At 70.7% G+C, this 25093-nt stretch carries 25 protein-coding genes and 1 pseudogene; 10 read left to right on the top strand and 16 right to left on the bottom strand.

Annotated elements, in window-relative coordinates:
* Window positions 1-211 precede the first annotated feature (211 nt).
* The 4 genes and pseudogenes from AB0927_RS00625 to AB0927_RS00610 form a co-directional block, all read left to right on the top strand.
* Complete coding sequence (locus tag AB0927_RS00625; RefSeq protein ID WP_366665259.1) at window positions 212-1012, top strand: ABC-2 family transporter protein; 801 nt, start codon at window positions 212-214, stop codon at window positions 1010-1012.
* A gap of 49 nt (window positions 1013-1061) precedes the next feature.
* Entirely contained in the window at window positions 1062-1826 is a 765-nt protein-coding gene (locus AB0927_RS00620) for an ABC transporter permease (RefSeq protein ID WP_366665521.1), read from the top strand.
* Window positions 1827-1832: 6 nt separating this feature from the next.
* Window positions 1833-2795, top strand: coding sequence for an ATP-binding cassette domain-containing protein (locus AB0927_RS00615; RefSeq protein WP_366665258.1), 963 nt, complete (start codon window positions 1833-1835; stop codon window positions 2793-2795).
* A gap of 9 nt (window positions 2796-2804) precedes the next feature.
* Window positions 2805-3439: pseudogene (locus AB0927_RS00610) on the top strand (DUF1707 domain-containing protein); the annotation flags it as partial.
* A gap of 22 nt (window positions 3440-3461) precedes the next feature.
* Here AB0927_RS00610 and AB0927_RS00605 read toward each other — a convergent pair.
* The 3 genes from AB0927_RS00605 to AB0927_RS00595 form a co-directional block, all read right to left on the bottom strand.
* Entirely contained in the window at window positions 3462-3848 is a 387-nt protein-coding gene (locus AB0927_RS00605; protein ID WP_366665257.1) for a hypothetical protein, read from the bottom strand.
* 77 nt (window positions 3849-3925) lie between these two features.
* Window positions 3926-4663 (bottom strand): ribonuclease PH, encoded by a 738-nt coding sequence (gene rph / locus AB0927_RS00600; RefSeq protein ID WP_366665256.1) that lies wholly within the window; start codon window positions 4661-4663, stop codon window positions 3926-3928.
* Window positions 4664-4745: 82 nt separating this feature from the next.
* Entirely contained in the window at window positions 4746-4979 is a 234-nt protein-coding gene (locus AB0927_RS00595) for a PTS glucose/sucrose transporter subunit IIB (RefSeq protein WP_366665255.1), read from the bottom strand.
* Window positions 4980-5165: 186 nt separating this feature from the next.
* Here AB0927_RS00595 and AB0927_RS00590 point away from each other — a divergent pair, with 186 nt between their 5' ends.
* Together AB0927_RS00590 and AB0927_RS00585 are read left to right on the top strand one after the other, a co-directional pair.
* Complete coding sequence (locus AB0927_RS00590) at window positions 5166-6446, top strand: PTS transporter subunit EIIC (protein ID WP_366665254.1); 1281 nt, start codon at window positions 5166-5168, stop codon at window positions 6444-6446.
* Between the two features lie 138 nt (window positions 6447-6584).
* Window positions 6585-7835, top strand: a complete 1251-nt coding sequence (locus AB0927_RS00585) for a PTS transporter subunit EIIC (RefSeq protein ID WP_366665253.1) — start codon at window positions 6585-6587, stop codon at window positions 7833-7835.
* A gap of 67 nt (window positions 7836-7902) precedes the next feature.
* Here the strand turns inward: AB0927_RS00585 and AB0927_RS00580 are convergent, their stop codons facing one another.
* Entirely contained in the window at window positions 7903-8655 is a 753-nt protein-coding gene (locus AB0927_RS00580; RefSeq protein WP_366665252.1) for an MBL fold metallo-hydrolase, read from the bottom strand.
* 250 nt (window positions 8656-8905) lie between these two features.
* Here AB0927_RS00580 and AB0927_RS00575 point away from each other — a divergent pair, with 250 nt between their 5' ends.
* The gene (locus AB0927_RS00575; protein WP_366665251.1) at window positions 8906-9370 is read left to right on the top strand and encodes a type II toxin-antitoxin system PemK/MazF family toxin; all 465 of its coding nucleotides are present in this window, start codon (window positions 8906-8908) and stop codon (window positions 9368-9370) included.
* Window positions 9371-9415: 45 nt separating this feature from the next.
* Here the strand turns inward: AB0927_RS00575 and AB0927_RS00570 are convergent, their stop codons facing one another.
* The 8 genes from AB0927_RS00570 to clpS all read right to left on the bottom strand — a co-directional run bounded on the left by AB0927_RS00570 (window position 9416) and on the right by clpS (window position 17090).
* Window positions 9416-9853 carry a hypothetical protein gene (locus tag AB0927_RS00570; protein ID WP_366665250.1) on the bottom strand — a complete coding sequence of 146 codons (438 nt, stop codon included), beginning with the start codon at window positions 9851-9853 and terminating at the stop codon, window positions 9416-9418.
* 177 nt (window positions 9854-10030) lie between these two features.
* Complete coding sequence (locus AB0927_RS00565) at window positions 10031-12118, bottom strand: putative Ig domain-containing protein (protein ID WP_366665249.1); 2088 nt, start codon at window positions 12116-12118, stop codon at window positions 10031-10033.
* 282 nt (window positions 12119-12400) lie between these two features.
* Window positions 12401-13351 (bottom strand): cysteine synthase, encoded by a 951-nt coding sequence (locus AB0927_RS00560; protein ID WP_366665248.1) that lies wholly within the window; start codon window positions 13349-13351, stop codon window positions 12401-12403.
* Between the two features lie 16 nt (window positions 13352-13367).
* Window positions 13368-13646 carry a MoaD/ThiS family protein gene (locus AB0927_RS00555; protein WP_366665247.1) on the bottom strand — a complete coding sequence of 93 codons (279 nt, stop codon included), beginning with the start codon at window positions 13644-13646 and terminating at the stop codon, window positions 13368-13370.
* A gap of 187 nt (window positions 13647-13833) precedes the next feature.
* Entirely contained in the window at window positions 13834-14256 is a 423-nt protein-coding gene (locus tag AB0927_RS00550; RefSeq protein WP_366665246.1) for a M67 family metallopeptidase, read from the bottom strand.
* A gap of 145 nt (window positions 14257-14401) precedes the next feature.
* On the bottom strand, window positions 14402-15835 hold the full coding sequence (locus AB0927_RS00545) for an amino acid permease (protein WP_366665245.1): 1434 nt from the start codon (window positions 15833-15835) through the stop codon (window positions 14402-14404).
* Between the two features lie 319 nt (window positions 15836-16154).
* Window positions 16155-16760: a DUF2017 domain-containing protein gene (locus tag AB0927_RS00540; protein ID WP_366665244.1), complete on the bottom strand. Its 606-nt coding sequence runs from the start codon at window positions 16758-16760 to the stop codon at window positions 16155-16157.
* 12 nt (window positions 16761-16772) lie between these two features.
* Entirely contained in the window at window positions 16773-17090 is a 318-nt protein-coding gene (gene clpS / locus AB0927_RS00535; RefSeq protein ID WP_351868189.1) for an ATP-dependent Clp protease adapter ClpS, read from the bottom strand.
* A 56-nt stretch (window positions 17091-17146) separates the two neighbouring features.
* On the opposite strand from clpS, the gene AB0927_RS00530 reads away from it, so the two are divergent.
* Together AB0927_RS00530 and AB0927_RS00525 are read left to right on the top strand one after the other, a co-directional pair.
* Window positions 17147-18493, top strand: coding sequence for a nicotinate phosphoribosyltransferase (locus tag AB0927_RS00530; RefSeq protein ID WP_366665243.1), 1347 nt, complete (start codon window positions 17147-17149; stop codon window positions 18491-18493).
* A 53-nt stretch (window positions 18494-18546) separates the two neighbouring features.
* Window positions 18547-19140, top strand: a complete 594-nt coding sequence (locus AB0927_RS00525; RefSeq protein ID WP_366665242.1) for an isochorismatase family protein — start codon at window positions 18547-18549, stop codon at window positions 19138-19140.
* Window positions 19141-19153: 13 nt separating this feature from the next.
* On the opposite strand, the gene AB0927_RS00520 is transcribed toward AB0927_RS00525, so the two are convergent.
* A complete protein-coding gene (locus tag AB0927_RS00520; RefSeq protein WP_366665241.1) occupies window positions 19154-19474 on the bottom strand; it encodes a hypothetical protein in 321 nt (106 codons plus the stop codon).
* A gap of 120 nt (window positions 19475-19594) precedes the next feature.
* Window positions 19595-21952: an immune inhibitor A domain-containing protein gene (locus tag AB0927_RS00515; protein ID WP_366665240.1), complete on the bottom strand. Its 2358-nt coding sequence runs from the start codon at window positions 21950-21952 to the stop codon at window positions 19595-19597.
* Window positions 21953-22270: 318 nt separating this feature from the next.
* Here AB0927_RS00515 and AB0927_RS00510 point away from each other — a divergent pair, with 318 nt between their 5' ends.
* A complete protein-coding gene (locus AB0927_RS00510; protein ID WP_366665239.1) occupies window positions 22271-22510 on the top strand; it encodes a hypothetical protein in 240 nt (79 codons plus the stop codon).
* A gap of 61 nt (window positions 22511-22571) precedes the next feature.
* Here AB0927_RS00510 and AB0927_RS00505 read toward each other — a convergent pair whose 3' ends face one another.
* Together AB0927_RS00505 and AB0927_RS00500 are read right to left on the bottom strand one after the other, a co-directional pair.
* A complete protein-coding gene (locus tag AB0927_RS00505; RefSeq protein WP_366665238.1) occupies window positions 22572-23267 on the bottom strand; it encodes an RDD family protein in 696 nt (231 codons plus the stop codon).
* A 96-nt stretch (window positions 23268-23363) separates the two neighbouring features.
* Complete coding sequence (locus tag AB0927_RS00500) at window positions 23364-24971, bottom strand: RDD family protein (protein ID WP_366665237.1); 1608 nt, start codon at window positions 24969-24971, stop codon at window positions 23364-23366.
* Window positions 24972-25093 lie beyond the last annotated feature (122 nt).

Raw genomic sequence — 25093 nt, 5'->3', positions numbered from 1 at the left:
GTCGCTCATCTCGTGCACGGACTCCTGTTTCGCGTCGTACGTTCCCGTACGCCTCGTACGCCTTCTGCGTCCCCCGTTTGAAGACTCTCGCACCTGGCGTTCCGTTCCCGGATTCCGGCACGCTTCCGGCACAAAATGCGTGGCCGGCCACCGGGCCTCCGGACTAGGCTCCTGCGCTTCGGTGTCGAGTGGTCCGAGGAGGTCGACTGACGTGGGCGCGGGACGGTTGTACGCGGCCGTCGCGTTAGGGGGGTTCAGACGGTACGCGACGTACAGGGCCGCGACTGCGGCAGGGGTCTTCACCAACACGGTCTTCGGGCTGATTCTCGTCTACACCTACAAAGCCCTATGGGATCTGAAACCGCATCTGGGGGGATACGACCAGGCGCAGGCCATCACCTACGTGTGGCTGGGCCAGGCGTTCCTGTCGACGCTGGCGATCAGCGGCGGGGGCGTCGAGGACGAGCTGATGGAACGCATCCGCTCGGGGGACGTGGCCGTCGATCTGTACCGGCCCGCCGACCTCCAGCTGTGGTGGCTGGCCGCGGACCTGGGCCGGGCCTTCTTCCAGTTGCTGGGCCGGGGCGTGGTGCCGTTCGTGTTCGGCGCGCTGGTCTTTCCGGCGTACCTGCCGGCGGACGCGGGCACCTGGGCCGCGTTCCTGCTCGCCGTGCTGCTGGCCATGCTGGTCGGCTTCGGCCTGCGCTACCTGGTGGCGCTCAGTGCGTTCTGGCTGCTGGACGGCACCGGGGTGAGCCAGATGACGTGGCTGCTCGGCTACTTCTGCTCGGGGATGCTGCTGCCGCTGAACGTGTTCCCGGGCGCGCTGGGCACCGTCGTACGGGCCCTGCCCTGGTCCTCGCTCCTCCAGGCGCCGGCGGACGTGCTGCTCGGGCAGGGGGACCCGCTGCGCACCTATCTGTTCCAGGGGGCGTGGGCCGTGGTGCTGCTCGGTGCCGGGCGGCTGCTCCAGTCGGCGGCGACGCGGCGGGTGGTGGTGCAGGGTGGCTGAGCGCGGGCGGCTCGCGGAGGGCGTGCGGGCGTACGGGCTGATCGCCGGGATGTGGATCCGGTCGACGATGGCGTACCGGGCGTCGTTCGTCATGACCACGTTCGGGAGCTTCGCGGCGACCTTCTTCGACTTCGTCGCGATCATGCTGATGTTCTCGCGGGTGCGCGCCCTCGGCGGCTGGTCGCTGCCGGAGGTGGCGTTCCTGTACGGGCTGTCGGCGGTCTCCTTCGGCCTGGCGGACCTGGTGATCGGTTCGATGGACCGGCTGGGGCGGCGGCTGCGGGACGGCACGCTGGACGCGCTGCTGGTGCGGCCCGCGCCGATACTGGCGCAGGTGGCGGCCGACCGGTTCGCGCTGCGGCGTCTGGGGCGCCTGGCGCAGGGCTCGATGGTGCTGGGGTGGGCGCTGACGCGGCTGGACGTCGACTGGACGGCGGACCGGCTGCTGCTGATGCCGCTCACGCTGCTCAGCGGCTGCGGGATCTTCTGCGCGGTGTTCGTGGCGGGGGCGGCCTTCCAGTTCGTGGCGCAGGACGCCGCCGAGGTGCAGAACGCGTTCACGTACGGCGGCACGACGCTGTTGCAGTATCCGCCGACGGTGTTCGCGAAGGACCTGGTGCGCGGGGTGACCTTCGTGCTGCCGCTGGCCTTCGTCAACTGGCTGCCCGCCACGTACGTCCTGGGGCGGCCGTATCCGCTGGGCCTGCCGGGCGGGCTGGCCTGGGCGACCCCGCTGGTGGCGGCGGGCTGCTGCGCGCTGGCCGGGCTGGCCTGGCGGGCGGGACTTCGTTCGTACCGGAGCACAGGGAGTTAGGACCTCATGGACGACTTCATCGCGCTGGAGAAGGTGGAGAAGGTCTTCTCGGTGCGCCGCAAGACCGGTTTCCTCAAGCGGGAGCGGCACGAGGTGCGGGCGGTGGACTCGCTGTCGTTCACCGTGGCGCGCGGGGAGATGGTCGGTTACATCGGGCCGAACGGCGCCGGGAAGTCGACCACGATCAAGATGCTGACCGGCATCCTGACGCCGAGCGGCGGCCGGCTGCGGGTCGCGGGCATCGACCCCTCGCGGGAGCGCTCGCGCCTCGCGCACCGCATCGGGGTGGTGTTCGGGCAGCGCACCACGCTGTGGTGGGACCTGCCGCTGATCGACTCCTACCGGCTGGCCCACCGCATGTACCGCATCCCGGACGCCCGTTACCGGGAGAACCTGGACCGGCTGGTCGAACTGCTGGAACTGCGCACCCTGTTGGACACCCCGGTGCGGCAGCTCTCGCTGGGCCAGCGGATGCGCGGGGACATCGCGGCGGCGCTGCTGCACGACCCGGAGGTGCTGTACCTGGACGAGCCGACGATCGGCCTCGACGTGGTGTCCAAGGCCAAGGTGCGGGGTTTCCTGCGGGAGTTGAACGCCGCGAGCGGCACCACGGTGCTGCTGACCACCCATGACCTCCAGGACATCGAGCAGTTGTGCTCCCGGGTGATGGTGATCGACCACGGCCGTCTGGTGTACGACGGCGCGCTCACGGGGCTGCACGAGGCCGGGGAGAGCGAACGGACCCTGGTGGTGGACCTGGAGCGGGAGCTGCCGCCCGTCGAGGTGCCGTCGGCGCGGGTGGTGCGGGTGGAGGGGCCCCGGCAGTGGCTGGCGTTCCCGGCGGGGCAGTCGGCGGCGCCGGTGGTCGCGCATCTGGCGGCGGAGTATCCGCTGGTGGACCTGTCGGTGCGGGAACCGGACATCGAGGCCGTCATCGCCAAGATGTACGCGGAAAAGGCGGTCTCGTAGGCTGCCGCCATGACCGACGACGCACGTCCGGACCTCCGCGCCTCCGACGCCGACCGGGAACGGGTCGCCGAGGTGCTGCGCGACGCCCTCGCCGAAGGGGCCTCGACATGGGCGAGTTCGAGGAACGGCTGGAGGCGACGTACCGGGCGCGGACGTACGGCGAGCTGACCCCGATCACCCGGGACCTGCCTGCGGCCCCCGCGCCGGTCTCCTTCGCCAAGGCGCCGGTCCGGGACGGCGGTTGGGCCGCCCGCGTGGTCGGCGGCGAGGGCTCCTCCACCGGTGGCGTCGCCATCCTGTCGGGCTTCGAGCACAAGGGCCGCTGGACCATGCCCAGGCGCTTCGACTGCCTCACCTTCATGGGCGGTGGCGTGATCGACCTGCGGGACGCGGACTTCGCCGACCACGAGGTGGAGATCAACGTGGTGGCGGTCATGGGCGGCGTGCAGGTGATCGTGCCGCCGGGCGTCGAGGTCGTGGTGCGGGGCGTCGGTGTCATGGGCGCCTTCGAGCACCCGAGGGACGACGGCCTGCCCGAGCCGGGTGCCCCGCGGGTGGTCGTCGGGGGTCTCGCGTTCTGGGGCGGGGTCGGGGTGACCCGCAAGGCGAGCAAGGGCGCGCTGCGGCGGGCCCGTGAGGAGCGCGGGGCGGCGTAGGCACCGGCGGCTACTTGCTGCACACCTTCGTCAGCTCGCCCGCCGCGTCCGTCACCGGCCCCACGTCCGGTGTCCGATCGCCGTCGCGCAGCGCCGTGCGGACGTCGCCCACGGCCTTGTCCAGGTCGTCGACGGCCTTGTCGAGGTCGGCGTCGTCGGTGCTGTCCCCGATCTTCCGCAGGTTCTTCTCGATGGCGTCGAGCGCGGAGTCGGCCTGCCCCGGGTCGTTCGCCGCGTTCTCCACCGCCTGCTGGAGGTCCGTCACGCTGTCGGCGATGGTGTCGGCGGTGTGCACGCAGTCCATCGCCTTGTCCACGGCGTCGCAGCCGCCGACGAGGCCGGCGGTGAGCACGGCGGTCGCCACGATGACGGCGAGACGGCCTCTGGTGGCGGCCATGATGATGTTCCCCTCCCCGGACGTCCCTCATCTCATGCGTAGGGGTAGGACGCGGGGAGGGGCCGCCGGGTTGCCCGCTACGAGGCGAGCGTGGCCTCCAGGGCCGCCCGCTGGTGCGCGGCCAGCGCGTCGCAGCCGCCGACCGCCAGGTCGAGCAGCGCGTTCAGCTCGTCGCGGGCGAACGGCTCCGCCTCCGCGGTGCCCTGGACCTCGACGAAGCGGCCATCACCGGTGCAGACGACGTTCATGTCGGTCTCGGCGCGCACGTCCTCCTCGTAGCACAGGTCGAGAAGGGGGACGCCGCCGACGATGCCGACGGAGACCGCGCTCACCGTGCCGGTCAGCGGCTGCCGGCCGGCCTTGATCAGCTTCTTGCCCCGCGCCCACGCGACGGCGTCGGCGAGGGCGACGTACGCGCCGGTGATGGCCGCCGTCCGCGTGCCGCCGTCGGCCTGGAGGACGTCGCAGTCGAGGACGATGGTGTTCTCGCCGAGCGCCTTGTAGTCGATGACGGCGCGCAGGGAGCGGCCGATGAGGCGGGAGATCTCGTGCGTACGGCCGCCGATGCGGCCCTTGACCGACTCGCGGTCGCCGCGGGTGTTGGTGGCGCGGGGCAGCATGGCGTACTCGGCGGTGACCCAGCCCTCGCCGCTGCCCTTGCGCCAGCGCGGCACGCCCTCGGTGACGGAGGCGGTGCAGAAGACCTTGGTGTCGCCGAAGGACACGAGGACGGAGCCCTCGGCGTGCTTGCTCCATCCGCGTTCGATGGTGACCGGTCGGAGCTGTTCGGGAGTACGGCCGTCGATGCGAGACATGGCATGGAGCCTAGCCGTAGATACGGAAGGGGCTCCTCCCGCCTCGGGAAGAGCCCCTTACCGGTGAATCCCGGTCCGGGTGTCACATCATGTCTTCGATCTCCGCGGCGATCGGGTCGGCGTCGGTGCCGATGACGACCTGGATGGCGGTGCCCATCTTGACGACGCCGTGGGCGCCGGCGGCCTTCAGGGCGGCCTCGTTCACCAGCGCGGGGTCGGACACCTCGGTGCGCAGGCGGGTGATGCAGCCCTCGATCTCCTCGATGTTGTCGATCCCGCCGAGGCCGGCGACGATCTTCTCAGCCTTGGTGGCCATGTTCCTTCTCCCCTGATCCGAACCGCTTTGTCGCAGTAACCCACAGTTGGCCCATCTTCGCGAGCGGTCATGCCGCGCGTGCCGAATGATGGCGATCACGACAGCGGAACCGTCCGGGCAACTGGTCTACACCAGCGAAGGGACGGTCGCCAAACCGCGTCCGAGTCGAGTGGCCGGAGGACGCCCATGAGCGAGGGGAGTCCGGCGCGGGAGCGCTGGGGCCGGCTGTTCCAGGGGCTGCAGAAGATGGGGCGCAGTCTCCAGCTTCCGATCGCGGTGCTGCCGGCCGCGGGGCTGCTGATCGGGCTCGGGCAGCCGGGCGTGGTGGGCGCGGACGGTCTGGGCTGGACGACGGTCGCGAAGGTGATGCGGGGCGCGGGCGGGGCGCTGCTGGACGGTTCGCTGGGGCTGCCGCTGCTGTTCTGCGTGGGCGTGGCCATCGGCATGGCGAAGAAGGCCGACGGCTCGACGGCGCTCGCGGCGGTCGCGGGGTTCCTCGTCTATTACGGGGTGCTGCACCAGTTCCCGCAGGACTGCCCGGCCGGTTCGACGGCGCTGCCGGGGGTGGGCTGCCGGGCGGGGGACGGGACGGTGGCGGCGTTCACCTTCCAGAACCCGGGGGTCTTCGGCGGGATCGTGGTGGGTCTGCTGGCCGCGTTCCTGTGGGCGCGTTTCCACCGTACGAAGCTGGTGGACTGGCTCGGCTTCTTCAACGGCCGCCGCCTGGTGCCGATCCTCATGGCGTTCACGGCCATCCTCTTCGCGGCGCTGTGCCTGTGGGTGTGGCCGCCGGTCGGGGCCGGGCTCGAGAGTTTCAGCCGCTGGCTGCACGCGGCCGGGGCGTGGGGGGCGGGGCTGTTCGGCGTCACCAACCGGGCGCTGCTGGTGGTGGGCCTGCACCAGTTCCTGAACGTGCCCATCTGGTTCCAGTTCGGCAGTTACACGCAGCCGGACGGGACCGTGGTGCACGGCGACATCAGCATGTTCCTGGCGGGCGATCCGCACGCGGGGCAGTTCACCTCGGGCTTCTTCCCGATCATGATGTTCGCGCTGCCGGCCGCGGCGCTGGCGATCACGCACTGCGCGAAGCCGCACCGCCGCAAGGAGGTCGGCGGTCTGATGCTGTCGGTGGCGCTGACGTCGTTCGTCACGGGGATCACCGAGCCGATCGAGTACTCGTTCATGTTCATCGCGCCCGTCCTGTACGCGGTCCACGCGGTGCTCACCGGGGTGTCCATGGCGGTGACCTGGGCGCTCGGGGTGCACGACGGCTTCAGCTTCTCGGCCGGTCTGATCGACTACGTCATCAACTGGCACCTGGCGACCAGGCCCTGGCTGATCATCCCGATCGGCCTGTGCTTCGCGGCCGTCTACTACACCGTCTTCCGCTTCGCCATCACCAGATTCGACCTCAAGACCCCCGGCAGGGAGCCGGAGGCGGAGGTCGAGGACGTGACGGGACTCTGACGACGGCACGCGGGCCGGCCCTGCACGGGGCGTAGCGTTCCGGTCGCGAAATTCGTGGTTCCTTACGGCACCTTCATCGTGCTACAACAGGTCTACACCAGTGAGTGGTGTAGACCACCACCCGATGGAGGACGACGTATGAGCACCGCCACCGCCACGGCGGCCCCCGCGAAGAAGCGGGGAGCGGGCCTGTTCCAGGGCCTGCAGAAGGTCGGCCGGAGCCTTCAGCTCCCGATCGCCGTACTCCCGGCCGCCGGCATCATGGTCCGGCTCGGCCAGGACGACATCTTCGGCAAGGACGGCCTGGGCTGGGACAAGGTCGCGACGGTCTTCAACGCGGCCGGCGGTGCCCTGACCGGCTCCCTCCCCCTGCTGTTCTGCATAGGCGTGGCCATCGGCTTCGCGAAGAAGTCGGACGGCTCCACCGCCCTCGCCGCGGTCGTCGGCTTCCTCGTCTACAGCAAGGTGCTCCAGGCCTTCCCGCTGACCGCGGAGCACGTCGACCACGGCAAGATCGTGGCGGCGTCCTACAACGACCCCGGTGTCCTCGGCGGCATCATCATGGGTCTGCTGTCGGCCGTGATGTGGCAGCGCTTCCACCGCACCAAGCTGGTGGACTGGCTCGGCTTCTTCAACGGCCGCCGCCTGGTGCCGATCCTGATGGCCTTCGTCGGCACGCTCGTCGGCGTCTTCTTCCTCCTGGTCTGGGAGCCCGTCGGCAAGGGCATCACGCACTTCGGCGAGTGGATGACGGGCCTCGGGGCCGGCGGCGCCGCGCTGTTCGGTCTGGTCAACCGCGGCCTGATCCCGATCGGCATGCACCAGTTCGTGAACACGGTGGCCTGGTTCCAGCTCGGCGACTTCAAGAAGGCGTCCGGCGAAGTGGTGCACGGCGACATCAGCCGGTTCCTCGCGGGCGACCCGTCCGCCGGTCTCTTCCAGTCCGGCTTCTTCCCGATCATGATGTTCGGTCTGCCGGCCGCGGCCCTCGCGATCGCGCACTGCGCCCGTCCCGAGCGCCGCAAGGTCGTCACCGGAATGATGGTCTCGCTCGCCCTGACGTCCTTCGTCACGGGTGTCACCGAGCCGATCGAGTTCTCGTTCATGTTCATCGCGCCGCTGCTGTACGTCGTCCACGCCGTGCTCACCGCGGTGTCCATGGCGGTGACCTGGGCGCTCGGGGTGCACGCCGGCTTCAACTTCTCCGCCGGCTTCATCGACTACGCGCTCAACTGGCATCTGGCGTCCAAGCCATGGCTGATCATTCCGATCGGACTGGTCTTCGGCGCGGTGTACTACGTGGTGTTCCGCTTCGCGATCCTCAAGTTCGACCTGAAGACGCCGGGACGTGAACCCGAGGAAGAAGTCGAGGACCTCACGAAGGCGTGAGACCCACCGGCACGAAGAAGACCCCGGAACCGTCAGGGTTCCGGGGTCTTCGCGTGCGTCGCGTGCCTCAGATCTCGTACACCGCGCCCCGCACCGCCAGGTCCACCGGGCCCGGGAACGCCTCGCGCGCGTCGCGGAGGTTGATCTCGGGGTCGGTCCAGGGGGCGATGTGGGTCAGGACCAGGCGGCGGGCGGCGGCGCGGGCGGCGGTCTCGCCGGCCTCGCGGCCGTTGAGGTGGAGGTCGGGGATGTCCTCCTTGCCGTACGTGAACGCGGCCTCGCACAGGAACAGGTCGGTGTCCCGGGCCAGCTCGTCCAGTACGGGGGTGACACCGGTGTCCCCGGAGTACGTCAGGGACCTCCCGCCGTGCTCCAGCCGGACGCCGTACGCCTCCACCGGGTGGCGGACCCGGTCGGTGTGCACCGTGAAGGGGCCGATCTCGAACGTGGCCGGCTTGACGGTGCGGAAGTCGAAGACCTCGCTCATCGAAAAGGCCGAAGGGGTGTCGCCGTGCGCCGTGGTCAGACGGTGCTCGGTGCGCTCGGGGCCGTAGACCGGCAGGGCCTCGCAGCGCCCGCCGTCGTGCCGGTAGTAACGCGCGACGAAATAGCCGAGCATGTCGATGCAGTGATCGGCGTGCAGGTGGCTGAGGAAGATCGCGTCGAGGTCGTAGAGACCGCAGTGGCGCTGCAGCTCGCCGAGGGCGCCGTTGCCCATGTCGAGAAGCAGCCGGAAGCCGTCGGCCTCGACGAGGTAGCTCGAACAGGCCGAATCCGCGGACGGGAACGACCCCGAGCAGCCGACGACGGTGAGCTTCATGAAGCAGAAACCTCCGTAGGCGAAAGACGGGTGGGCAAAGGATCCCCACAGGGACGAGGACCCTCGGAACAAGGGCTGACGGGGGTCGTGCGGTCCGTCGAGCGTACGGCGCCGCGGCGTGGGCCGCGCCTCTGCCAGGGGCCGTTGTGGGCGAACTCACCTGTGCTGTCACCGGTTCGGCTGGCCCCCGGGGCGCACGGGATCCGCACAAGGGCGCGCGGCCCGCGGCGCGCGCCGGTAACGTCGTCGTATGGACACGTCCTGGTGGCTGGCGCTCGCGGCGGTGGTACTGCTCGCGCTGGTGGCCACGGGCATCGACGGCTGGGGCCGCGGGCGCCGGCCCGGCGGGCGGCGGCTGCGGCCACCGGGCCGGGCGGGCGCGCGAGCGGCGCGGGCGCGCGGCCGGCACCCGGCGCCGGGTGACATCTGGTGGGCGAGCGTGCCCTACGAGGACCGCGCCGACGTGAAGGACCGGCCCTGTCTGGTGCTGGCCGTGCGGGGCGACCGGGCCACGGTCGCGAAGATCACCAGCAAGTACCACGACGAGCGCGCCGGGGTGATCCCGCTGCCGCCCGGCGCGGTCGGCGACGCGCGGGGCCGGCCGAGCTTCCTGCGGACCGACGAGCTGCGCGAGGTGCCGCTCGGCGACTTCCGCCGCCGGGTGGGAGTGGTCGACCCGGTCCTGTGGGACCAGGTGCGCCACCTCGCCCGGTGAGGCTCCGTCAGTTCTTCACCGCCACGTCAGTTCTTCAGCGGCACGTCAGTTCTTCACCGTCACGGTGACCGTCCATTCCTGGATGGCCTTGCAGGACATGTGCCCGGGGGTGGTGGCGCACATGGGCCGGGCGGACGTCAGCTTCCCGGTGCCGGCGGCCTTCGCGCGGTAGGCGGCCTCCGCGTCGCCCGGCCGGATGACGAGGCCGGAGTTGATCGCCTCCAGGGCGCCGCCGGTGACGGTGAGCGGCTTCCAGGGGCGGTCCTTGGTGCCGCCGAGGCCGATCCGCACCTCTCCGCCCTTGGCCACGCAGACGGTGCGCCCGCTGTCGGCGGCCGTCAGCCGCACCTGGTTCATGCACACCGGGGCCTGGTGCCCGGGGGCCGGGGAGACCTTCTGGCTCGCGGTGGAGCTGGAGTGGGTGCCGCAGCCCGCGAGGAGCAGCGAGGTGGCCGCGAGGGCGAGGAGTGTCGTACGGCGCATGAGGGACCGCCTTTCCGCGGGCCTCCGGTCGGCCCGCCTGGTACGGGTGTGACGTACCGCGGCCGTGAACGGATCCCGCCATTGGGCAAAGTACCGGCCAACGAACGGATCCCGCACGCGGAAGGCTTCCGCGTGCGGGATCGCAGGTGGTGCGGGTGTTTCAGGCGGTGCGGGTGATCAGCTGGTCGCCACGGACGTGTCGTCCACGAGGAAGCTGGTCGCCAGCGAGGAGTCCTCGACGCCGTTGAACTTCAGGGTGACCGTCTGGCCCGCGAGGGACGAGAGGTCGAGGCTCTTCAGGACGTAGCCCGAGCTGGCGTTCAGGTTCGAGTAGGTCGCCAGGGTGGTGGAGCCGGCGGTGACCGTCAGCTTGTCGTACGCGGTGCTCGTGCTGGTCTCGGCGGTGTCGACGTACAGGTAGAAGGACAGGGTCGCCTTGCAGCCCGTGGGGATCGTCACCGACTGGGAGATGCTGTCGGTGTGCGAGGTGCCGTAGCCGTCCATCCAGGCGTAGTACGAGCCGCTGTGGGCCGGGGCGCCGGTGTCGTTGGTGATGACGCCGCTGCTCGCGGTCCAGCCGGTGTTACCCGACTCGAAGCCCGGGTTGGACAGCAGCTGGGACGAGGTGCAGCCGCTGCCGCCGCTGGTGCCCACGGTCCAGGTGAAGGAGGTGGAGCCGGTGGCGCCGGTGGAGTCCTTCGCGGTGACGGTGACCTGGTAGGTGCCCGCGGTGGACGCGGTACCCGAGATCACGCCGGTGGAGCTGTTGATCGACAGGCCGGTCGGCAGGCCGGAGGCGCTGTAGGTCAGGGCCGCGCCCGCGCTGTCCGAAGCCTTGATGGAGAGGCTGACCGAGCTGCCGGTCGTGGTGGACTGGCTGCCCGGGTTGGTGACGGACACGGTGTTGCCACCGGTGGTGCCGCCCGAGGTGAAGGCGGCGGTGCCGTTCGGGGTGCCCCAGCCGGTCGGGCCGTCGTAGCCGGCCGCGGCCTTGCAGAAGTACGACGTGGTGCAGGAGCCGTTGGAGCCGCTCGTGACGTCGTTCAGGTTGCTGGTGTGGCTGTAGGGGTACTTCGCCGGGTAGTCACTGGTGCCCGGGGTGCCCGCGAGGGCGTAGGTGCCGGCGATGATCGGCGCGGAGGCGCTGGTGCCGCCGTAGACCGCCCAGCCGCCGCTGCCGTAGGAGTCGTAGACCGCCACACCGGTGGCCGGGTCGGCGACCGCGGAGACGTCGGACTCCATGCGCTTGGAGCAGCCGGTGTCGGTCTGCCAGGTCGGCTTCGGGTCGTACGCCGAGCAGCCGGAGCCGGTGCCCTCGGTGGAGCTGGTGTTCCACACCGACTCGGTCCAACCACGGGAGTTGGTCGAGGTGTTGAGGGCGGTACCGCCGACGGCGGTCACGTACTGGGAGGTCGCCGGGTACTCGGCACCGTAGCCCGAGTCACCCGCGGAGACGGTGATCGCGACACCGGGGTGCTTGAAGTACTGCGTGTCCAGCGTGGTCTCCGAGGAGTCCTCGGAGCCGCCCCAGCTGTTGGAGACGAACTTGGCGCCGAGCGCGACGGCCTCGTTCTCGGCGGCGCCGAGGTCCGCGTCGGTGGCCGAGCTGGCCTCGACGAGGATGATGTTGCAGTTCGGGCAGATCGCGCTGACCATGTCGACGTCGAGCATCTCTTCGCCGGCCCAGCCGCTGTCGTTGGTCGGCAGCGAGGTGGTGGAGCCGGTCTGGCTGACCTGCTTGAAGCAGCCGTTGGCCTTGGTGCACGAGGAGAGGCCGTACGTCGACCGGTACGTACCGAGGTCCGCCTCGGCGTTCGGGTCGTTGTAGGCGTCGACGATGGCCACGGTCATGCCCGAACCGGCCGTGGTGGGCAGGTTGTAGGCGCTGTGCAGGTTGGCCGGGGAGAGGCCGGAGGGCGTGGCGTTGGGCGTGATCGCCGAAGCCAGCTTGCTCGCGATGTCCGTGCGGCGCTGCGCGAAGCAGGACATGGTGCCCACGGAGTGGTCGGTGCCACAGACGTGGGTGGTGGGGACCTTCTGGCCGGCCTTGCCGGTCGAGTGGAAGGTCTGCCGCGTGGGGTCGGTCAGCGCCTTGTTGTTCTGGGTGACCTTGCTGGTCTGCGGGTGGGCCGCGACAGCGGGCTGGGCCGCGCCGGCCGTCGGCGCGGCGGCGAATCCGGCGACGGTCAGGGAGAGAGCGGGAAAGGCGACGGCCAGAAGTCTGCGCACACTTCGGGTTCGCCCGCTCGGGCGTGACTCACGCATGTGGGTACTGCCTCCATCGGGAAGTGGGGTTTCTCGCACTGGTTGGCAGGCACGTGACGCGCGTAGCGGCGGCAACGCAGTCATGAGCATGACACCTCAGACACCCCGCCGTGCCGCGTGAACGTGACATGACAGGGTGCGGGAGGAACCTAGCCCCGCACCCAGTTCACCCGGCAGTACCGGAAGGAATTCTTTGCTTGTCCATAGGATGGGCTTAGCCCCCTCGTGAGAGGGGGCTGGCGATCGCTTGGGACGGAAAGCGGGCGAAAACCGCGCTCGGGACTAAGCCCAGAGCTGGCCCTGCAGCGTCTCGATGGCGGCCTCCGTGGTAGCGGCCGTGTAGACGCCCGTGGAGAGGTACTTCCAGCCACCGTCGGCCACCACGAAGACGATGTCGGCGGACTCGCCCGCCTTGACCGCCTTCTTGCCGACGCCGATCGCGGCGTGCAGGGCGGCGCCGGTGGAGATGCCCGCGAAGATGCCTTCCTGCTGGAGGAGCTCACGGGTGCGGGTGACCGCGTCGGCGGAGCCCACGGAGAAGCGGGTGGTGAGCACGGAGGCGTCGTACAGCTCGGGGACGAAGCCCTCGTCCAGGTTGCGCAGGCCGTAGACCAGGTCGTCGTAGCGCGGCTCGGCGGCCACGATCTTCACGTCCGGCTTGTGCTCGCGCAGGTAGCGGCCGACGCCCATCAGGGTGCCGGTGGTGCCGAGACCCGCGACGAAGTGGGTGATGGAGGGCAGGTCGGAAAGGATCTCCGGGCCCGTGGTGGCGTAGTGGGCGCCCGCGTTGTCCGGGTTGCCGTACTGGTAGAGCATCACCCAGTCGGGGTGCTCGGCCGACAGCTCCTTGGCCACCCGCACCGCGGTGTTGGAGCCGCCCGCGGCCGGCGAGGAGATGATCTCCGCCCCCCACATGCCGAGCAGGTCCCGGCGCTCCTGGGAGGTGTTCTCCGGCATCACGCACACCATCCGGTAGCCCTTGAGCTTGGCCGCCATGGCCAGCGAGATGCCGGTGTTGCCGGAGGTCGGCTCCAGGATGGTGCAGCCGGGGGTGAGCCGGCCGTCCTTCTCCGCCTGCTCGACCATGTGCAGCGCGGGCCGGTCCTTGACCGAGCCGGTGGGGTTGCGGTCCTCCAGCTTGGCCCAGACGCGAACCTCGGGGGACGGCGACAGCCGCGGCAGGCGCACCAGAGGGGTGTTGCCCACCGCGGCCAGCGGGGAGTCGTAGCGCATGCTGTTCAGCGACCGATCAGCGCTTGCCGCCGGCGACGGCCGGCAGGATCGTGACGTTGTCGCCGTCGGACAGCTTGGTGTTGATGCCGTCCAGGAAGCGGACGTCCTCGTCGTTCAGGTAGACGTTGACGAACCGGCGCAGCTGGTCGCCGTCCACGATGCGGGCCTGGATGCCCGCGTGCCGGCTCTCCAGGTCGGTGAACAGCTCGGCGAGGGTGTCCCCGGTGCCCTCCACGGCCTTCTGGCCGTCGGTGTACGTGCGGAGGATGGTCGGGATGCGGACCTCGATGGCCATGATTGCGGGCTCCTGTCGGAAGGGTCTTCGGGGGCTGCGGGCTCGGTACGTCAGCCGAGGGGCGCGCCACCGTCAGCGGCCGACGGCGCGCACCACAGTCGTAACCATGGGCTCATCGTAACGATTCCCGGTCCGCGGACCGGGGTGTGATCCCACCTGGCGGACGATTCCCGGTCGGATGCTGAGATCAGTAGCTCTCGACGACCCGGACCTCCTCCTCGGTGACCTCTCCGTCCACGATCCGGAAGGAACGGAACTGGAAGTCGCCGAGGCCGTCCGTGTCCGCCGTGGAGACGAGGACGTAGTGGGCGCCGGGCTCGTTGGCGTAGGAGATGTCCGTGCGCGAGGGATATGCCTCGGTCGCGGTGTGCGAGTGGTAGATGACCACCGGCTCCTCGTCCCGGTCGTCCAGCTCGCGGTAGAGCTTGAGCAGATCGCCGGAGTCGAACTCGTAGAAGGTCGGCGACATGGCCGCGTTCAGCATCGCGATGAACCGCTCGGGGCGGTCCGAACCGGCCGGGCCCGCGACGACACCGCACGCCTCGTCAGGGTGGTCCTTGCGGGCGTGGGCGACGATCTGGTCGTGGAGGGCCTGGGTGATGGTCAGCATGACAGCCAGGATAAGCAAGGGGCCGCCTCGTACCGAGGGGTGGTACGAGGCGGCCCGCATGCTGGACGTCCTGAGCGGCGGTCGCCGGGGGCACCACGAGTGCTCCCGGCGGCCGGACGTCCGGGGAGTGGCCGGTGCCCCGGCGTCAGCGCTTGGCGAAGGCCGCGGCCTCCGGGTTGCGGCGCTTGAGCACCAGGTAGGAGACGCCGAGGATCAGACCCCACAGCGGCGCGCAGTACAGCGAGACACGGGCGTCCTTGTCGATGCCCATCAGCACGATCACCATGCCGATGAACAGCAGCGCGAAGACGCTGGCGTACGGGGCGCCGGGGGCCCGGAACTCCGAGCGGGGCAGCAGTCCGCGGTCGGACGCCCTGCGGTAGCGGAGGTGGCAGACGAGGATGACGATCCACGCCCACATGCCGGAGATGGTGGCGAAGGAGACGACGTAGTCGAACGCCTTGCCCGGCCACTGGTAGTTGATCCAGACGCCGACAAGCATCAGCGCGGCGGAGAACGTGGTGCCCACGAGCGGGGTGCCGCTGCGGGTCAGCCGGGTGAACAGCTTGGGGCCCTGGCTGTTGAGGGCCAGGTCACGCAGCATCCGGCCGGTGGAGTACATGCCGGAGTTGCAGGAGGACAGGGCGGCCGTCAGCACCACGAAGTTGACGATGCCGGCGCCGACCGACAGGCCCATCTTCTGGAAGGCGGCCACGAAGGGGCTCACCCCGGGGTGGAACTCGGTCCACGGCACCACCGACAGGATCATGATCAGCGCGCCGACGTAGAAGACGGCGATCCGCCACGGCACGGTGTTGATCGCCTTGGGCAGCACCTTGCGGGGCTCCTTGGACTCGCCCGCGGTCACACCGACCAGCTCGACGGCGAGGAAGGCGAACATGACCATCTGGAGCGTCATCAGGGTGCCGCTGACGCCGTGCGGGAAGAAGCCGCCCTCGTTCCACAGGTGGCCGACCGAGGCGGTGTCGCCGGCGTCGGAGAAGCCGACCGTCAGGATGCCCAGGCAGATCAGGATCATGCCGATGATCGCGGTCACCTTGACCATGGAGAACCAGAACTCCAGCTCGCCGAAGAGCTTCACGGAGATCAGGTTGGCGGCGTAGAGCACGATCGTGAAGATCAGCGCCGAGGCCCACTGCGGTATGTCGAACCAGTACGTCATGTACGCGGCCGCGGCCGTGACCTCGGTGATGCCGGTGACCACCCAGAACAGCCAGTACGTCCAGCCGGTGACGAAGCCCGCGAAGGGGCCGATGAACTCGCGCGCGTACTCCGAGAACGAGCCGGAGACCGGGCGGTACATCAGCAGCTCGCCGAGCGCGCGCATGATCAGGAAGATGACGAGGCCGGCTATGGCGTACGCCAGGATGAGGCTGGGACCCGCTTTGGAGATGCCCTTGCCCGCGCCGAGGAACAGACCGGTGCCGATGGCACCGCCGATGGCGATCATCTGGATCTGACGGGAGCCGAGCCCGCGCTGATAGCCCTCGCCGTCACCGCCCTCCGCCCCCTCGGGCATCGGGCCGTCGGGCCGCTGGTCGACCTGCGCTGAGGTCATGGTGGTGCGCCTTTCTCCATTCCGGCCCCGGCCTTTCGTCGGCCGCGGACCGGGTTTCGAATCCCCCCGGATTGATGGAGTCGGTGCCTGGCCGGCGGTTGCCGGCTCGGTGGCGCACCCGGCCGAACATGGGTGGTGTTCGCCGGGCGGTCGTGAAGATTTATCACGGCCGCAACACTGATCGCGGGAAGGGAGTGTGGCGCGCTCCACAGGAAGAAGCGGACAAAGAGCGAGCGAATATGACAGAACAGGCCGCAAGGGTGACGGGATCGTTATCCGGATTTGAGCGTCCGCTGAGCGGACGCTCAAATCACGGAAATCACGACATAAGGGTCGTCACCAGGGTTTCCTGGAGGCCGCCCAGCCACAGATAGGCCATCACCATCGGCTTGCGCGGGTCCTCGTCCGGCAGCCGGTAGAGCAGCTCGGTGTCGTCGTCGTCCGTGATCTCCAGGCGGGAGCCGATCGCCAGCCGGAGGTCGTTGAGGGAACCGAGCCAGCGCCGGGACTCCTCGGTCGACAGCTTCAGCACCGCGCCGCCCTCGTCCACCGGGGCCAGCGCGTCGAGGCTGCGGATCACCGCGAGCGCGTTCTCCCGCTTGCCGGCCCTGAGGTCGTTCTCCGTGAAGCGGCGGAACTCGGCGGAGTGGGCGCGCCGCTCCTCGGCCTGGGCGGGCGAGTCCGGGGCCTTCTCCGGGTCGCTGTACGCGTCCGGGAAGAGCCGGCGCAGCACCGGGTCCGAGGGCGGCTCGCTCGGCCCCTCCGCGAACAGCTCGGCGAGCGGGTCGCTGGGGGCGTCCTCGCCGGGGCCCGGCCCGATCAGCTCCAGGAGCTGGACGGCCAGGGAGCGGATGATGGAGATCTCGACGTCGTCGAGCGCGACGGCCGCGCCGCCGCCGGGAAGCGGTTCGAATTGTCCGGGCATGGAATTGGGTCGCTACTTCCGGTCCTGCTGGAGGGTGGCCCACAGGCCGTAGCCGTGCATCGCCTGCACGTCGCGTTCCATCTCCTCGCGCGTTCCGCTGGAGACGACCGCCCGGCCCTTGTGGTGGACGTCGAGCATGAGCTTGGTGGCCTTGTCCTTGGGATAGCCGAAGTACGTCTGGAAGACATACGTCACATAGCTCATGAGGTTGACCGGGTCGTTGTGCACGATGGTGACCCAGGGGACGTCGGGTTCGGGTACGGCGAAGACCTCCTCCGCCGACTCGGTGCGTTCGATCTCTACGGGCGCGGGTGACGTCACAGTGCCCATGCTGCCACGCGGGCCGGAAATCGTCACACTGACGAGATGGGGGTACGCTACTCGCCATGAACACAGCGGACCTTGGGCTGCCGGTGGACGTTCCCTCGACGGCGCTCTTCACGGACCAGTACGAGCTGACGATGTTGCAGGCCGCGCTGAAGGCCGGCACGGCCGAGCGGCGCAGCGTCTTCGAGGTCTTCACCCGGCGGCTGCCGGACGGGCGGCGCTACGGCGTGGTCGCGGGCACCGGACGCGTCCTGGACGCGGTGGAGAACTTCCGCTTCGACGAGGGCGTCCTCGGCTTCCTGCGCGAGCAGCGGATCGTCGACGAGGAAACCCTGCGGTGGCTCGCCGGCTACCGGTTCAGCGGGGACATCTGGGGCTACCCCGAGGGCGAGGTGTACTTCCCCGGCTCCCCGCTGCTGCGCGTGGAGGGCAGCTTCGCCGAGTGCGTGCTCCTGGAGACGGTGATCCTCTCCATCCTCAACCACGACTCGGCCATCGCGGCCGCCGCCTCCCGGATGGCCGCCGCCGCCGGTGACCGGCCGCTGATCGAGATGGGTGCCCGCCGCACCCACGAGCTGTCGGCCGTCGCCGCCGCCCGCGCGGCCTACGTCGGCGGTTTCGCCACCACGTCCGACCTCGCGGCCGGCTTCCGTTACGGCATCCCGACCGTCGGCACCTCCGCGCACGCCTTCACCCTGCTGCACGACCGCGAGCGGGACGCCTTCCAGGCGCAGGTGGACACCCTCGGCCCCGGCACCACGCTGCTGGTGGACACGTACGACGTCACCGAGGCGGTCCGTACGGCGGTGGAGGTGGCCGGGCCCGGGCTGGGCGCGGTGCGCATCGACTCCGGCGACCTGCTCCTGGTCGCGCACCGGGTCCGCCAGCAACTGGACGAGCTGGGCGCGACCAGCACCAAGATCGTGGTCACCTCCGACCTGGACGAGTACGCCATCGCCTCGCTGGCGGCCGCGCCGGTGGACGCGTACGGCGTCGGCACCCAGCTCGTCACCGGTTCCGGGCACCCGACCGCGTCCATGGTCTACAAGCTGGTCGCGCGCGCCGAGACGGCGGATCCGGGGGCGCCGCTGGTGCCGGTCGCGAAGAAGTCCAGCGGCGGGAAGGTGTCGGTGGGCGGCCGCAAGTGGGCGGCCCGGCGGCTGGACGCGGACGGGATCGCCGAGGCGGAGGTCGTGGGCACCGGACCGGTGCCGCCGGAGCTGGCGGACCGGCAGCTACTCGTACCGCTGGTCGAGGGCGGCCGGGTGGTGGCCCGCGAGCCGCTGGACGTGCCGCGGGACCGCCATATCGCCGCCCGCGGGAACCTCCCGCTCTCCGCGACCCAGCTCTCGCGCGGGGAACCCGTGCTTCCGACGGAGTACGTCCACGAGGGCTCGGGTAGCTAGGGGCTGTAACTCCCTGGGCTCGGATACCTCACCACCAGCAGAAGGACACCATCATGCGCCGCGCCTTGATCGTCGTAGACGTGCAGAACGACTTCTGCGAGGGGGGCAGCCTCGCGGTGGCCGGCGGCGCGGACGTCGCCGCCGCGATCACCGAGCTGATCGGACAGGCGGCGGGCACCGGCTACCGCCATGTGGTGGCCACCCGTGACCGCCACATCGCGCCCGGCGGCCACTTCGCGGACGACCCGGACTACGTCCGCTCCTGGCCGGCGCACTGCGTCGCCGGCACGGAGGGGGTGGGCTTCCACCCCAACTTCGCCCCCGCGGTCGCCTCCGGCGCGGTCGACGCCGTCTTCGACAAGGGTGCCTACGCCGCCGCCTACAGCGGCTTCGAAGGCGCCGACGAGAACGGCACCCCGCTCGCCGACTGGCTCCGCGCCCGCGGTGTCGAGGAGGTCGACGTGGTGGGCATCGCCACCGACCACTGCGTCCGGGCGACGGCCCTGGACGCCGCGCGGGAGGGCTTCCGCACCCACGTCCTGCTGGACCTGACGGCCGGCGTCTCCCCGGGGACGACGGACCGGGCCCTGGCGGAGCTGAAGGCGGCGGGCGTGGAACTCACCGGCAAGGCCGTGGTGGGCGGCTGATCGCGGCTGGTCCCTACCGCGCCATCGCCGAGCCGCGCAGCAGCGCCCGGATCGGGTGCCACAGCTCGGTCATGACCCCGTCCCCGGGGGCGGGGGCGGTGCGCCATATGAGGCCGTCGGGGTGGTGCAGGACCGCCGTGATCTCGTCCGGTGTCGGGGGCGCGGTGTTGCCCCGCAGGTAGATCGCGCGCAGGCCCAGGTTGCGCAGCCGGGTCAGGGCGCGGGCGCGGTTGCGGGCATGGACCAGGACGCGCACGCCGGCGGCGTCGTACGGCAGGTTCAGCGCGACGACGACGCTGCCGTTCGGCAGTTTGCAGAAGCCTCCAGCGGCCATGCGGTCACAACCCCGTTCCGTTCGGTGTCAATAAGCGAGCCACAGAACGCACCTAAACACGATCGGCGGCGACCCGCCAGGGGTTGCCGCCGATACGCGTCTGACCTGCGAAGTCGTGAACTACTTCACCGCGGGTCCGACCTGGAGCGAGATCGTCGAGCCGTCCTTGGCCTCCTTGACGATCGCGATCTTGGTGTTGGTGTCAGTTACCTTCACACCGCTGGACGGGTTCGCCGGGTCCCAGTAGGTGTTCGCGTGGTCGTCGAAGACCGGGACACCCTTCGAGGAGGGGATCACCGTGGCGACGTCCGCCTTGTGCAGCGTGATGCCGTCCGTGCCGTACAGGCTGAAGGGGGAGTCGTACGCCTGCATCCGGCCGCGCATCAGCGTGCCGTCGGACCACCGCAGGGCGGTCGGGTGCGAGTCGATCGGCAGGATCTGACCGGTGCCCGGGTGGTCGTTGACGTTGGTGTTGTTGTCGACCTGGGAGGTGTCCCACTTCCAGATCAGCAGGCCGTTCTGGTACGGGTAGTGCTCGACCCAGTCGGGCCGCGCCGCCGAACCGAAGTTGTACGGGCCCGACTTGAGCGTGGCGTCGTACGACACGTACTGCCGGTTCTCGGCGACGTAGTACTGCGGGTAGTCCTTGGTGAAGGACGCCCCGATGCGGGTGAACCCGCCGGTGGTCCACGCGTCGTCGGCCGACTCGGCGTCGTCCGAGAAGACCTGGCTGCCGTCGGCCGTCACGGCGATCTCGTCCGCGGTGAAGCCGCTCTCCGCGACGCCGCCGTCCGTGAGGTAGCGGAAGCGCAGCTGGATCTTCTGGCCGGCGTAGGCGTCCAGGGAGTACGACAGCTTCTTGTTCGTCTCCGAGGCACCGGTCAGCGCGGGGTTGCCGCTGCCGTCACGCGGGATGGCCTGGCCGTCCGCGGTGCCGTCCAGGGCGGTCCAGTTGGCGCCGCCGTCGGTGGACACCTCGGTGTAGAGGTAGTCGTAGTCGGTCTCGATCGCCCACCAGCCGTCCAGGCTCAGCGTGGCCGAGGACTTGCCCGTGAGGTCGACGGACCGGGTCAGCGTGTTCTTCAGGTCGTTGCCGCTGCCGCTCCACCACTGGGTGGCACCCTGCGCCGGCTCGGTGACGGTGGTGGTGACCGCCTTGTCGGGCAGGCTGACGACCAGGCCCTGCTTGTTCTTGGTGTTGTACTCGGCGACACCCAGCTTGTGCGCGGACGCGGTGCCGGCCTTGGCGACGTCGTAGTTCAGCCAGCCGAGCTGGAGCTTGTCCCACGCGTTCATGTCGTCGGGCAGGTCACCGATGGACTCCTTGCCGGTGCCCATCCAGGAACCGGAGGACATCAGGGTCCAGAAGCCGGTGGAGTTGTCGCCACCGTCGGTGTCGTACTCGTCCGGCAGACCGAGGTCGTGGCCGTACTCGTGGGCGAAGACTCCGAGTCCGCCGTTCTCCGGCTGGATGGTGTAGTCGCCGACCCAGACACCGGTGTCACCGACCTGCGCGCCGCCGAGCTTGTTGGCGTCGGGGCCGGTGGCGCCGGCGTCGGTGCCGTAGGCGTACCAGCGGTGGGCCCAGATCGCGTCCGTGCCCTGGACGCCGCCGCCCGCGGACTCGTCCTCGCCGGCGTGGACCAGCTGGAAGTGGTCGATGTAGCCGTCGGGCTCGTTGAAGTCGCCGTCGCCGTCGTAGTCGTAGCGGTCCCACTGGTCGTACTTGGCCAGGTCCGCCTTGATGTCGGCGTCGGACTTGCCGGCCGCCTTCTGCTGGGCGACCCAGGCGTTCAGACCGTCCTTGACGACGTTCCACACGCTGGTGCAGTTGGTGGAGCCGCAGGCGTCGTTGCCGTAACGGGCCTCGTTGTAGGGGACCTTGACCCAGTCCGAGACCTCGCCGTCCACCGAGTAGCGGCCCGAGGACTGCGTCTCGTAGTACTTCTTCAGCGACTCGGTGCCCGAGCCGGTGCCGAAGTAGAGGTCCTGGTAGTGCTTCTGGTCGTAGTCCGCCTGCCAGGCCGTGGAGTTGTCCTTGGCGCGGTCCGGCGCGGCGATCTGGTTGTGCAGCGGGCCGGGGGTGCCGCCGTACCGGGAGTCGGTCTGGTCGCCGAACTCCACCAGGATGGTGAAGATCTTGTCGGTCTTCTCGCGGCTGAGCTCGACGTACTTGCTCTTGCCCTTGCCGCTCTTGAGCTTGACGACCTTGGAGCCGTCACGCTCCTGCGGGCTCGCCTCGCCCGCGATGAGCTGGTTGAGGGCCTCCGTGCGCTGGGCCCGCTGGGTCTTGCTCAGCGGCCCGTCGAGGTCGTGCGACTGCTGCCCCACCGCGGCGGGGTCGTGCCGGTTCACGGCACTGGCCGGGGCCTGCTGCGTGCTCGCCTCCGCGACGGCGAAGGTGGCGAACGTGGCGGAGGCCGCCGCGAGCGTCACGCCTATCGCGGCCGCTCTGAACGTCCAGGATCTGCTGGTCACTTGAGTTCCTCCCCCGCGCCCCGCGCGCGGACAGGGGGTTCCTGGGTTCGGAAGTCCGTGCGCGCATGACAAGCGCGTGTTCAAGTGACGTAATTTGACTAGAGGTTTAGGAGAAAAGACAGATCTTGACTCGGAAAGGTCTGGTGGACTATGCAAAGTTGACGCCTGTTTTAGACAGACCGTGCTTCCTGTGCGCCCCCCGTGCATCGGCACCGTGGGTTAGGTCACGCTTACCGGGACGTCCGGTCGGGCATGCAGCCGAGGAGAGAGAGTCGAACGGCCACCCGATACCCGAAGACCTCCGAGGACACGATCGCCATGCCTCGTCCGACCGTCGCCCAGTTCGCCTACGGTGTGAGCACCGTGATCGTCTCGACCCTGGCCATGCTGCTGCTGTCCCAGACGAGGTCGGGCCTCGGGATCCTGGTCATCGCCCTCGCGGCGCTCGCGCTCGGCCTGCTGGTCGCGATGACGGTCCCGGCGCCGGGCGGCCGCGGGGCACAGCGGGAGGCCGCCGGGACGGCCTCCGAGGAGGAGCGCGTCCCGACGGCCCTGTGACGCCGTCCGGGCGGTGCGGTTATTCGGGCGGTGCGGTTCTTCGGCCGGTGCGGTCCTTCGGTCAGCGCGGACGTTCGGTGTCGGTGCTGACCACGACCGTCTTGGCCGCCTTGTCGTGCAGGCCCTGCTTGTAGGGCCGGTCGAAGAAGCTCCAGCCGCCGCAGATCACGGTCCAGACACAGGCGCAGCAGAAGGCGAACGGCAGCCACAGCACGAGGGCGCGCAGGAACGCGGTCTGCGTGCCGGGGGTGGCGCCGTCGGACAGGTTGGCCACCCGCATGCGCAGCCACTTCTTGCCGGGCGTCTGGCCCGTCTTGTGGGTGAAGAAGGTGTCGTAGGCGATGTAGAGGACGGCGGCGATGACGGACTGGGCGAGGGAGCGCCCGGCTTCGACGCGGCCGGTGTTCACGTCGTACTCGCGGACGTTGAACGCCCAGGTGAGCAGCCATACGACGATGCCCACCAGGATCATGTCGATGATGCGGGCGAGGGTCCGCTTGGCGCTGTCGGCGAGCGGGGGCATGCCGGCGAGGGGGTCGGCGGGGTAGCCGCCGGAGCCTCCCCCGTAGGGACCGCCCCCGTAGGGGCCGCCGGGGGGTGGCGGCCGGTCGCCGCCGTAGGGGCCGCCCTCGTGGGGGCCGCCGGGCGGCGGGGAGTCGTACGGTGAGCCCTGCCCCTGGCTCGGCGGGGGCGGCTTCCTGAACGGGTCGTCCTCGGGTGGCTGCTCTCCGGAGCCGGGGGGCGGTGCGCTGCTCATGGCCCGAGTGGATCGCGAACGCCCCGGCTCCGCACCCGGCGGAGCGCCGTCCGGCGGACGGCCGTCCGGGCGACGGCCGGGTCCGTCGTCCCCGCGTCAGCCCGCGACGAAGGTGTGGGCCGCCTTGTCGTGCCAGCACTGGTGCCAGGGCCGGTCGAACAGGCACCACAGCACGCCCACGATCCCGATGCCGAGCAGGCCGGGGACGCTGTAGACCAGCCAGCGGCGCAGCGCCGGGGCGAAGGCCGGGGGCTCGTGCCCCTCGATGTCGCGCACGTCGAGGCCGCACAGCTTCTTGCCGAGGGTGCGGCCCCACTTGACGGTGGGCAGGACCTCGTAGACGACGCCGAGCACGAGCAGGACGGCGACGACGATGCCGAGGCTGGTGCCGGTGGTGCCGTCGAGCAGCCAGACGGTGACCTCGTGCCCCGACTGCCTGGCCACGTCGATCTTCTGCTGGACGTGGTCGAGGGCCCGGATGCCGAGGGGGACGGCCACGACGGCGGTCACGGCGCCCACCACCACGGTGTCGACCAGCCGGGCCGCGAACCGCTTGCCCAGTCCGGCGGGGCGGGCGGCGGCCTGCCTGCGCGCCGCCGCCTGGAACACGTCCTCCACCGGCGGCTTCCACGGCGCCACGGGCGGCTCCTCCGCGCCGCCCCCGGCCAGTTGGTGCACCTGCCGCGCCCAGGACCCCTGTCCGGGCCCGCCCTGCTGCGGCACCTGCGGGGCCGCGGGTGCCGGCTGCCGGTTCCGGGGCGGCTGTACGGCGCCGAAACCGGGCTGCGGGGAGGGCGCCTGGGGCGTGGCGGGCGGCGCGGGAGTGGGGGTGGGGGTGGGCGTGGGCGCGGCGACCGGGCCCTGGGTGCCGAAGCCGGGCGCGTCGGGCTGCTGCGGCGGTACCGGGCGCATCGTCATCGTGCCGTCGTCCGTACGGCTCGTGACCGGGCGCCGGAAGACGAAGGTGCCGGGGTCGGGGGCGTCGTGCTCGGCCGGCGGGATCGTGGCGGTGCCGTCGGTCCGCTCCGCCCGCCCGTCGGGCTGCGCCGGCTGCTCCGCGGGCATCCTCGGGTCGGTGCCCCAGGCGCCGCCCTGCGCGGGCACGGAGGCTTGACGCGGGTCGGCCTGCCCGGTCGCGGAGGAGGCCGGCGCCCCGGACGAGGCCCACTGCCCCGGCTGCCCGTCGGAGCCCGGCTGCCCGTCGGATCCCGGCCGCCCGTCGGAGCCCGGCTGCCCGGCGCGCGGGTCCGGTCCGGACGCCCCGGACCCGTCCCACCGCCCGCCCGGTCCGGGCCGGCCCCATCCGCCCGCCTGGTCCGCCCGGTCCGCCGGCCGGCCGGGTTCGTGCCGATCGGAGCCGCCCTCATGACCGGAGCCGCCCGCGTGACCGGGGCCGCCGGCCGCGGGCCACTGTCCCGCCGTCCCCGAACTCCCCGCGTCCCCTGCGGAGTCGCCCGTGACCGCCGGGCCGAAGGCCGAGGGGCCCCCGGGTTCCTCGTCGAAGAAGAGCGGGCCCGTCTCCTCCACGGCCGGGGTGACGCCGGGTGGTGGGGCGAGCGTTTCGCCGTCCTTCGGTGCCGGGCGGCTGGTGCCGGGCACCCAGGCGGCGCCGCTCCAGTACCGGACGTAGCCGGGGATGGACGGGTCCGGGTAGTAGCCCTCGCGAGGCCGGTCGTCACCGGGGGCCGGGGTTGGGGCGCTCATGTCCGTCGTCCCGTATCTGCTCGTGGGTGGGATGGGCCTCCCACATCTATCAGACCCGGGCACGCGCCACCGCAAGTCCCGCAGGTCCCACTCCATCCGGGCAACGCCGCGCCTGCTTTCCG

The sequence above is a fragment of the Streptomyces sp. NPDC048106 genome (assembly GCF_040706415.1).
Classification (GTDB): Bacteria; Actinomycetota; Actinomycetes; order Streptomycetales; family Streptomycetaceae; genus Streptomyces.
The sequence above is the reverse complement of the archived record's forward strand: the minus strand, read 5'-3'. Positions and strand labels throughout refer to the sequence as shown.